Source organism: Stenotrophomonas maltophilia (assembly GCF_013464485.1).
In the GTDB taxonomy this organism is placed as follows: domain Bacteria; phylum Pseudomonadota; class Gammaproteobacteria; order Xanthomonadales; family Xanthomonadaceae; genus Stenotrophomonas; species Stenotrophomonas maltophilia_AW.
The window spans coordinates 1-9,669 of sequence record NZ_RAUX01000075.1; the positions used below are offsets into that span (position 1 = coordinate 1).

Consider the following 9,669-nt stretch of genomic DNA (forward strand, 5'->3'; position numbering starts at 1 on the left):
GGAAGAGCAGGAGCGGGTCGCGCGCTTCTGTAGAGCCGAGCCCACGCTCGGCTGCATTCAACGGCAGCCGAGCGTGGGCTCGGCTCTACAGTTACAGAAGCTGGCGAAGCATGGCCTTCAGTCGGCGCCCTTCCAGCTGGAAGTAGTCGCGCTGCTCGCGCCAGGCAGGGAAGCGTTGTTCCACTTCGTGCCAGAAGGCGGGCGAATGATTCGGCTGGATCAGATGGCAGAGTTCGTGCACCAGCACGTACTCGAACGCTTCCGGACGGCCAAGCACCAGGGCCAGGTCCAGCGCCATGCTGCCGTCCGGGGACAGCGAGCCCCATTGCGAGGACATCACCTTCAACCGCACGCGGCTGGGCGCGCGCGGCAGCCCCGGCAGGTACTTGGGCAGCCAGCGGCCGACGTCGACGCGGGTCTGGGCTTCGTAGAACTCGCGCAGCAGACGGCGCAGGGTGGCGTCACCACCACGGGTGGGCCACTGCACGCAGGCGCCATGCGCGTCGATCTCCAGGCGCGCATAGCGGCCTTCCTGCCAGCGCAGTGGCAGCAGTTCGCCACGCAGGGGCAGCACGCCGTCTTCGCCGGGCTGCAGCGGTGCCGGCAGGCCCTGGCCCTGGTACTGGCGCAGCTGCACCGCCAGCCAGTCGCGGTGCTGTTCCAGGAAGCGCTCGCCCATCACCAGACTTGCCCGCGGCGGCAGGGTCAAGCGTGCGCCGCGCTCGTCCACGCTCAGCTTGATGCGGCGCGCACGCGGGTCGCGCACGCGCAGCACCTCGATCTCGGCATCCTCAAGGCGCAGGCGAACAGTGTCGCGCTGTACGGTGGCGGGCGGGGTCGGGCTGATCAGGCGGCGCAGCAGACGGCTCATGGGCCCAGCATAGCGCTGCTTCGGGCCGCCGGATGACCGGCGGCCGTCGGGCTGCCTGTTCAGTCAGCCTTGCTGAGCTTGAAGGCTTCTTCCAGCAACAGGAACAGGCGGCGGATCTCGGCGCTCTGCAGGGCGAAGCGGGCGTCGAACTCGGCGCGGCGGCCGTCTTCGTCGGCATGCTCCAACTGGTCCAGGGCACCGTCGAGGAACTTCAGCTTGCGCACGATCAGGTCGTCGCCGATCACGAACGACAGGTTGTCCTCGAAGATCAGCGCCAGCTTGGTCACCTGCTTGCCAGCGTCCAGGTGCTTGTCGATCTCGTCGCAGCGCAGCTCCTGGTGCTGGCACTTGACCACCGCGCCACCTTCCACCGGGTCCTTCATCTCGCACTCTTCGCCCAGGCTCAGCCCGGTCGGCAGCGGCTCGCCGGCGATCCAGCCGGTCAGGATCGAGCGCGGCGCGACTTCGGCGTTCAGCGGCATCGCCGGGAAGCTGCCGAGCAGGCCACGGATGTCGGACATGAAGTACTCGCCGGTCTTGCGGCTGGAGGTATCCACCGCCACGTAGCCGTGCTGCAGGTCGATGAAGGCGTCGTTGCGCGAGGACTTCACGAAGGCGCGCGGCAGCAGCTCATGCAGCAGGTCGTCTTTCATGCGCTTGCGCTCACGGCCACCCGGGCGACGGCCTTCCTTCTCCTCGATCTCCTCCAGCTTGCGCTCGAGCAGGTCGTTGACCACCGCCGCCGGCAGGATCTTGTCCTCGCCGCCCACGGTCAGCCACAGATGTTCGGCGATGCGGTGGGAGAGCAGTTCCTTCTCCTCGCGGCCGAACGGCGAGATGAAGCCGCGCGAATTCATTTCCAGTGCGCCGACGGGCTTCAGCAGGGCGTGCGGCAGCAGGGTGTCGACTTCGGAAAAATCGGTGGTGGTCGGGAAACGGAAGAACGTCAGGTTGCGAAAGAACATGGAATTCCGGATGGCGAAGAGGAAGGGCGACCGACCTTAAACGGAGGGCGTCTCGGGATCTGCGTCGGCGTCGGCCGGGGAACCGGCCAGCCAGGCATGGGCGTCGGGCAGCGGCGCGTCATCGCGACGGCCCAGCGCCATGAAGTCGAACAGGGTGGTGTCGGCCAGCTGCGAGGGCCGGACTTCACCCATGGCGCGCGCGATCTGATCGATGCGGCCCGGATGGTCCTTTTCCCACTGCTTGAGCATCAGGCCAACCTGGCGGCGCTGCAGGTTCTCCTGGCTGCCGCACAGGTTGCAGGGAATGATCGGGAACTGGCGTGCCTGCGCGTAGTCGACGATGTCGCTCTCGCGCACGTAAGCCAGCGGCCGGATCACCACGTGCCTGCCGTCATCGCTGCGCAGCTTCGGCGGCATGCCCGACAGCTTGGCGTGGTGGAACAGGTTCATGAAGAACGTGGCCACCATGTCGTCGCGGTGGTGGCCCAGCGCGATCTTGGTGAAACCGTGGGTTTCGGCGTAGTTGTACAGCGCGCCGCGGCGCAGGCGCGAGCACAGCGAACACATCGTCTTGCCTTCCGGGATGACCCGGCTGACCACCGAATAGGTGTCCTGCTCGATGATGTGGTACGGCACGCCCAGCCCGGCCAGGTATTCCGGCAGTACTTGCTCGGGGAAGTCCGGCTGCTTCTGGTCCAGGTTCACCGCCACCAGCTCGAATGGCACCGGTGCCTTCTTCTGCAGCTGCAGCAGCACGTCCAGCAGGGTGTAGCTGTCCTTGCCGCCGGACAGGCAGACCATGACCTTGTCACCGGCCTCGATCATGCCGAAGTCGGCGATCGCCTCGCCGACCTGGCGGCGCAGGCGCTTGGCCAGCTTGTGCTGCTCGCGCTCGGCCACGCGCGGATCGCGGGCGGCGCGCGGCTGGGGATCGGGAAGGGAAATCACGGCATTCATGGGTTCCATTCTAACGGCTCGGAGCAGCCACGGCCGGGGGTCGGGATTCCCCTCTCCCGGCAGTCATCATCGCTGTGTATGCTCGGAGGCTGTGGACACCTACAGCCCCGCCGAGATCGTCGAGCACCTCGCCGCCCTGCGCGCCGAGCACCGCCTGTTGGATGAACAGATCACCCGCATGGCGGCCAACGGCGAGGATGAACTGGAAGCCAAGCGCCTGAAGCGGCGCAAGCTGCAGCTGAAGGACTGCATCGCCAGGCTGGAAAGCCTGCAGATTCCCGACGAACCGGCGTGAAGCCGGGTTCGGGTGGGGCCAACCTTGGTTGGCCTCCTGTTCTGGTAGGTGCCAACCTTGGTTGGCACAGATGGAAGGTGTGCGGACCAAGATCCGCACCCACCGCATGGCCCGGCGCTACCTTCAATCCTGCGGCGCAGGCTCGTCCGGGCGGGCCGCTTCCGGGCTGACCCGTTCGATGGTGTGGCGCAGTTCGCGGCCGAGGATGAACTTGGCGTCCTTGGCCCAGGCATCCAGGCGCTCGTCGAACAGCAGTTTGCTGTTCTCGTCCGGCCACACCAGGCGCAGTTCGCGCAGCTTCTGGATGAAGCCGCGGAACAGGGTGCGGTCGAAGAACTCCGGTGCGGCCGGTGCGTAAAGCAGGCTCAAACGCTGCGCCGCCTGCTGGCACAGGCTTTCCAGCTCGGCCGCACCCAGCACGCCCGGGCCATTCTTCACCAGCACCGAGATGGCGATGTAGTAGCGCTCGAACGCCTGCTGCAGCGAGTGGCCGATCGCACGCAGGCGGAATACCTCGTCGGTCTGCCCGGTGTTGCGCGCCAGGATGCCGCCATCGTCATCGTTGACGTTCTGCAGCAGGCCCTCGCGCACGAACACGTTGATGGTCTGGTCGATGCGCTGCGCGAACTCGTCCTCGCTCCACGGCAGGAACAGCTCGGCCTGCAGGAACGGGTACACCGTGCGGCCCAGCTGGACCAGGCCGGTGCGGCTCATGCGGCGGTTGTTCTGGAAGCAGCAGGCCACCCACGACGAGGCGGTGAACAGGTGCAGCACGTTGTTGCGGAAGTAGCTCAGCAGCACCGCGGTGTCGCCACTGACGCTGAGCACGTCGCCCAGCGGATGCTTGATGCGGGTGAGGACGTTGATTTCCTCGGCGTGGGCGATGATCCGCTCCGGCGAGTGCGGGGTCACGGTTACCCGGTCCGAGTACGGCATCTCGACCAGCAGCGTCTTGCACAGCTCGATCTGCGCGATCAGGTCGGCCTCGCCCATCGCATGCTTCGGCGTGGACAGCAGCGCCAGCGCCAGCAGGTTGATCGGGTTGACGTCGGCGGCGCCGTTGATGCGCACCTGGATGCGTTCGGCCAATGTATCCACCGTGGTCGACAGCCAGGCCGGCTTCTCGTCCTCGGACACCGCCTCGCCCTTCCACTCCGGCGCCTTCTCGGCCAGCACGTCGTTCAGCGCGATCGGTTCGCCGAAGTTCACCACCACCTGGCCGTAGTTCTGCTTGAGCACCTTGGGAATGCCCCACAGCAGCGACCAGATCGATTCCTTTTCCTTCGGCCGCCCGGACAGTTCGTCCAGGTAGCTGCCGCCTTCCATCAGCTTCTCGTAGCCGATGTAGATCGGCTGGAACAGCACCGGCTTGCGCGGCTGGCGCAGGAACGCACGCAGCGTCATCGAGATCATGCCGCCCTTGGGCTGCAGCAGGCGCCCGGTGCGCGAACGGCCACCTTCGACGAAGTACTCCAGCGAGTAACCACCGGCCACCAGCTGCGCGACGTACTCACTGAGCACGGCCGAGTACAGCGCGTTGCCGCGGATCGAGCGGCGGATGAAGAACGCGCCGCCCTTGCGCAGCAGGGTACCCACCACCGGCAGGTTCAGGTTGATGCCAGCCACGATGTGCGGCGGCACGATGCCACGGTCGTAAAGCAGGTAGGACAGCAGCAGGTAGTCCATGTGGCTGCGGTGGCTGGGCACGTAGACCACTTCGTGGCCCGGCGCGGCAGCCTTGAACTTGTCCAGGTGGTGCACCAGCACGCCCGCATAGATGCGGTTCCACACATGGCTGAGCATGAAGCTGGCCGAGCGCACCACCGGGCTGGAATAGTCCGCAGCAATTTCCCAGGCGTAGGCGTGCGCCTTCTTCCACGCATCAGCCGGCTTCGAGTTGTCGCGCTTTGCCTGCGAGGCAATCGCTTCGCGCACCGGCTCCGCCGCCAGCACCTGGTCGACCAGCAGGCGCCGGGTCGACAGGTCGGGGCCGATCACCGATTCACGGATGCGGCGGAAATGGGTGCGCAGCACGCGCTGCAGCTTGCGTACCGTGCGCTCCGGTTCAAGGCCTTCGTCCACGGTGCTGCGCAGCGAGATCGGCGGCGCGAAGCGGACAATGGTGCCGCGGCCGTTGAGCAGCACGGCCAGCAGGCGACGGAAGCGGCCGACCAGCGCCCAGTTTTCCGAGAACAACACGGCAAACCAGCCGCTCTGCTTGTCCGGTGCACGGCCGACGAAGATCGACACCGGCACCAGGTGCACGTCCAGATCCTCGCGCACGCGGTGCGCCTGCAGCACCTTGGCCAGCGAATCGGAATGGGTCTTTGCGCCGCGCTGCTCGGGAATCAGCGAGTTGCTGGAGCTGCGCCGCGACAGTGCCAGGTAAGCGCGCTTGCGGCCGGTCGGGTCACCGGCCAGCGGCACCAGCGGCGACGGCAGGCCAGCCTGGCGGCAGGCCTTGTCCAGGATCAGCGCGTTGGACAGGCCGTAGTCTTCCAGCACGTACATGACCGGACGGCCATCGTTGTACTGGCCCGGATCTTCCGGCTCGATCTTCAGCGACAGCCACGGCTCGACCAGGCGGCCCAGCATCCGTGCCCACAGCGGGCGGCGGCCGGCCGGACGCGCGTGCGCGGGCGGCGGTACCGGGTTCGGGCCGGTACCGGTCGAGGGGGACGCCGGCACCGTATCGGCGGGCGTCGACTGGGATTCTTCGCCGGGGAACGGCAGCGGGTTCTGTTTCGACATCGGCGCCATTATGGCTTAGGCGGTGGTGTTGCCGCTTCCCCACCCTCGGCGGGGGCTTCAGCCGGTGCTGGAGCCGCCGCGGCGCGGGCCGCATCGGACTTGCGCAGGAGGGCATCGGTGTCGGCCAGGGTTCGGGTCAGGTACCAGTTGCCTTCACGCCGGCTCAGCGGCAACTGCAGGCTCATTTCGCGACCGGCGAGGTCGTAGCTCAGCCGTACCAGCGCGTTGTCGCCTTCCAGCGACAGCAGTTCGCCACGCACACTGCGCAGCGCGTCGTCCACACCCAGCCCGTAGCTGCCCAACACCGCCTTGAGGGTGTGGATGAACGGTGCCAGCTGCCGCAGGCTGCCTTCCATGCCAGCGGCCTGCAGGCCGGCCTCGTCATCGAAGCCAACCTTGCCGGCGGCGCCGACCAGCGCCGCGATGGTGCTGCGGGCGCGGGCGCGGTCACTGATCGGGGCGCCCTGCGCCCAGCTGGCAAGGGTTTCGACGAGGGCGATGTAATGGGCCTGCTGGCCCGGTGTGTAGCCCTTCTGGTGGCGCAGGTACTGCACGCCGAAGGTGCCCATCGACTGTGCGGCCTGGCGCACGGCGCCAGCCTGGCCGGCCAGCTGACGATCGAAGCTGCGCTGCAGTTCCGCGCTGGCGTTGGGTTTGCGCAGTGCGGCCAGCATCGGCAGCAGCTGGTCGCCCAGCGGCAGTTCGGTCAGCGGCCATTGGCTGTGGCCTTCGGTCCAGGCCTGTTGCAGGCGCTGGTACTGGCTCGGCGGTACCGACAGCTTTGCGTAGCCGACCAGATCGTCCTCGGCCAGGCGCAGCGCCATCGCCTGCACCGCCGCGACCGGCTCAGCCGCCGGCTTGGCCGGGTCCTGGCTCGATTCACGACACGCCGCCACCGCCAGCAGCAGCATGGCCGCCAGCCCCCATCCACGCGCAGACCTTCCTCGCACTGCCACGCTCATGCACTCGGACTCCCCGGACCGGTCCGCATCTTGCGGCCTGTGACGTGACAGCGGCAAGCCGGGACGTCACGGTTTCCGCTGTTGACCGTGCAAGTCACTGATCGGCATAAAAAAAGAGCCGGGATCTCGGGGATCCCTGGCTCTTCAAGCCGGCGCAAGGCCGGTGGACAGTGTTGTGGCACATGTCCGGCCCGAGGACCGGATGGCGGCGATCCTACGCTGTGCTTCAACTTAAGGCAACACTTCACATGATTGCAAATAAGCAATTGATTTAATTGAAATATATATCTCGCCGCAGTCACCCGATGAAATCTACGGCATGTTTTGTGGCGATTCGTGCACAACCGCTCCCCAGGCCGGATGCAAAAACGCCACCCCGCTCGGGACGGGATGGCGTTCGAGCCCACAGCCCTGGCCGCGGAATCTCAGCGCGCAGCCAGCGCCGACGTGATTTCCTGCTGGATCGCCCGTGCTGCGGCCTGCGGATCGGTGGCCAGGCGGATCGGGCGGCCCACCACGATGGCGTCAGCGCCATCGGCGAAGGCCTGGGCCACGCCAACGGTGCGCTTCTGGTCATCACCCACCGGACCACCGGGGCGGATGCCCGGGCAGACGATCGAGAAGCCTGCGCCCGTGGCAGCGCGGATCGGACCGGCTTCCTGGCCCGAGGCGATCACGCCATCGATGCCGGCGGCCTGGGCGGCCAGCGCGCGCTCGACCACCACGTCGACCGGTTCGCGGTCGATGCCCATCTGCGCCAGGTCCGGGCGACCCATCGAGGTCAGCACGGTCACTGCCAGCAGGCGCATGTCGCTACTGTTGGCGGCCGCGCAGGCTTCCATCATCGCCGGGTGCCAGCCGTGGATGGTGGCGTAGCTGACCGGCCACTGCGACAGGCGCTTGATCACCGCCGCGGCGGTGGCCGGGATGTCGAAGAACTTCAGGTCGACGAACACGCGCTTGTCGCGGCGGGCCAGCTCGTCCAGCACTTGGAAGTACTCGCCCGACGCCAGCAGTTCCATGCCGATCTTGTAGAACGTCACGCTGTCGCCGAGGCGATCGACCCATTCCAACGCCTGCACGCGATCGGGCACGTCCAGCGCGAAGATCAGGCGCTCGTCATCGCGCAGCGGCAGCGGCACACGGCTCACGGTGCGTAGTCCAAGGCAGCGCGCTTGGCGTCGTGGCGGGCCTGGCGCGACTGGCTGTAGTCGTTGTTGAACTGCGCCGGCTCGAAGCCACCGTAGGTCGGGTTCGGCAGCATCCACCAACGCTCGCCGAACCAATCGTGGTACTGCTGCAGCAGCGCGTCACGGCCGTCGTTGGTGTTGGCGGTCACTTCGACGAAATCGCCCAGCTGGTCGCCGAACTGCATCAGCACGCGGTACTTCTGCCCGGCGAGGCGGCGGCGGCAGTTCTTCTCGCTGCCGGCCTGCTCGCAGCCTTCGACCACGGTGCCCAGGCCCAGGAACACGTTGTCATCGGCCACCGGCAGGCCCTGCTCGCGCAGGTTGGCCAGGGTCGCATCCTTCAGGTGCACGGCGCGGTTGGAGATATACAGCAGGGTCACGCCCTTGGCGTTGGCGGCCTTGGCGAAATCAACCACGCCCGGGATCGCCTTGGCCTTCTTTTCGGCTACCCACTGGTCCCAGGTCAGCTCGTCGTATTCCTTGCCGTCGCGCACCAGGCGCGCCTGGTAGGGCGAGTTGTCCAGCACGGTCTCGTCCACGTCCAGTACCACGGCCGGCTTCAGGCCCTTGGCCTCGTTGCCACGCTCTTCCGGCACCAACGCATCCCAATGGGCTTCCTTCAGCGCTGCATCCAGGTGGTCGGCGGCGGCACGGTAGGTCTGCTCGGTGATCGCCTTGTACTCCTGCGCACGCTGCATCCACAGCACCGCATTGAGGTTGTCGTTGGCAGTGGCATCGAGCGCGCCATCGGTCTTGGCAGCGGCGGCCGGGGCCTCCGGTGCATCGGCTTCGGCGGCAGGCGCATCCACGCGCTTGCAGGCGGACAGGCCCAGCGCCGCGGTAGCGAGCAGGGTCAGGGACAGGGAAACAGGACGACGCATGGATTCACCGGCAATCAGATATACCCGCGCATTTTACCGGCAAAGGCGGCCTCGGGACGGCTATGCTTGGCGGTTGATCCGTTGCCCTTCCGGAGGCCGCCATGACCGATTCCGTCCAGATCCCCGACGTTCCCCTGCTCGACGCCGTGCAGGCCCGCCTGCTGGGCTGCCTGGTGGAGAAGGAGGCAACCACACCGGACACCTACCCGCTGACGGTCAATGCGGCCCAGTCGGCCGCCAACCAGAAGACCGCCCGCGAGCCAGTGATGAACGTCGACGCCGGCAGCGTGCAGCACGCACTGCGCCAGCTGGAGACACTCGGCCTGGCGCGCCAGCACTTCTCGTCGCGTGCCGACCGCTACGAGCACCGCATGCAGGCCGCGCTGGACCTGACCCGGCAGCAGACCGTGCTGCTGGCGCTGCTGCTGCTGCGTGGGCCGCAGACGCTGGGCGAGCTGGTCTCGCGCAGCGAGCGCCTGCACCGCTTCGCCGACACCGACGAGGCCCGCCACGCCATTGATCGCCTGCAGCAGCGCGCGCTGCTGGTGGTGCTGCCGCGCGCCAGCGGCCAGCGCGAAGACCGCTACATGCACCTGCTGTGCGGCGAAGTGGACGGTGCGGCGCTGGCGGCGAAGTACGCCAGCAGCGGCGGTGGCAGCAGCGATGCGGCCGACCCGGGCCTGGCCGAGCGCGTGGCCCAGCTGGAAGCGGCGGTGGCCGAACTGCAGGCACAGTTGGCCGAACTGCAGGCACAGTTGGCCGAACTGCGCGGTTGAACGTCCACATCCGGTAGTGGC

At 67.4% G+C, this 9,669-nt stretch carries 9 protein-coding genes; 2 read left to right on the forward strand and 7 right to left on the reverse strand.

Annotation, left to right across the window (positions count from 1 at the left end):
* Positions 1–91 precede the first annotated feature (91 nt).
* Genes D7Y61_RS22075 through ttcA form a run of 3 tightly spaced genes read right to left on the reverse strand, consistent with a single transcriptional unit; the run spans position 92 to position 2,793 of the window.
* A complete protein-coding gene (locus D7Y61_RS22075; RefSeq protein ID WP_180869335.1) occupies positions 92–871 on the reverse strand; it encodes a M48 family metallopeptidase in 780 nt (259 codons plus the stop codon).
* A gap of 59 nt (positions 872–930) precedes the next feature.
* Positions 931–1,836: a recombination-associated protein RdgC gene (locus D7Y61_RS22080; protein ID WP_005411825.1), complete on the reverse strand. Its 906-nt coding sequence runs from the start codon at positions 1,834–1,836 to the stop codon at positions 931–933.
* Positions 1,837–1,872: 36 nt separating this feature from the next.
* Positions 1,873–2,793, reverse strand: a complete 921-nt coding sequence (ttcA, locus tag D7Y61_RS22085; RefSeq protein ID WP_180869337.1) for a tRNA 2-thiocytidine(32) synthetase TtcA — start codon at positions 2,791–2,793, stop codon at positions 1,873–1,875.
* Between the two features lie 91 nt (positions 2,794–2,884).
* Between ttcA and D7Y61_RS22090 the strand changes: the two genes are divergently transcribed.
* Complete coding sequence (locus D7Y61_RS22090) at positions 2,885–3,088, forward strand: YdcH family protein (protein ID WP_005421068.1); 204 nt, start codon at positions 2,885–2,887, stop codon at positions 3,086–3,088.
* A 123-nt stretch (positions 3,089–3,211) separates the two neighbouring features.
* Here D7Y61_RS22090 and plsB read toward each other — a convergent pair whose 3' ends face one another.
* The 4 genes from plsB to D7Y61_RS22110 form a co-directional block, all read right to left on the reverse strand.
* Complete coding sequence (gene plsB / locus D7Y61_RS22095; RefSeq protein WP_180869339.1) at positions 3,212–5,848, reverse strand: glycerol-3-phosphate 1-O-acyltransferase PlsB; 2,637 nt, start codon at positions 5,846–5,848, stop codon at positions 3,212–3,214.
* Positions 5,848–6,801: a hypothetical protein gene (locus D7Y61_RS22100; RefSeq protein WP_180869341.1), complete on the reverse strand. Its 954-nt coding sequence runs from the start codon at positions 6,799–6,801 to the stop codon at positions 5,848–5,850. The genes plsB and D7Y61_RS22100 overlap by 1 nt, the downstream gene beginning before the upstream one ends.
* Before the next feature lie 425 nt (positions 6,802–7,226).
* Positions 7,227–7,952: an orotidine-5'-phosphate decarboxylase gene (gene pyrF / locus D7Y61_RS22105; protein ID WP_180869343.1), complete on the reverse strand. Its 726-nt coding sequence runs from the start codon at positions 7,950–7,952 to the stop codon at positions 7,227–7,229.
* Positions 7,949–8,872 (reverse strand): 5'-nucleotidase, lipoprotein e(P4) family, encoded by a 924-nt coding sequence (locus tag D7Y61_RS22110; protein WP_180869345.1) that lies wholly within the window; start codon positions 8,870–8,872, stop codon positions 7,949–7,951. Before D7Y61_RS22110 ends, pyrF begins: the two co-directional genes overlap by 4 nt.
* A gap of 101 nt (positions 8,873–8,973) precedes the next feature.
* Between D7Y61_RS22110 and D7Y61_RS22115 the strand changes: the two genes are divergently transcribed.
* On the forward strand, positions 8,974–9,648 hold the full coding sequence (locus tag D7Y61_RS22115; protein WP_180869346.1) for a YceH family protein: 675 nt from the start codon (positions 8,974–8,976) through the stop codon (positions 9,646–9,648).
* Positions 9,649–9,669 lie beyond the last annotated feature (21 nt).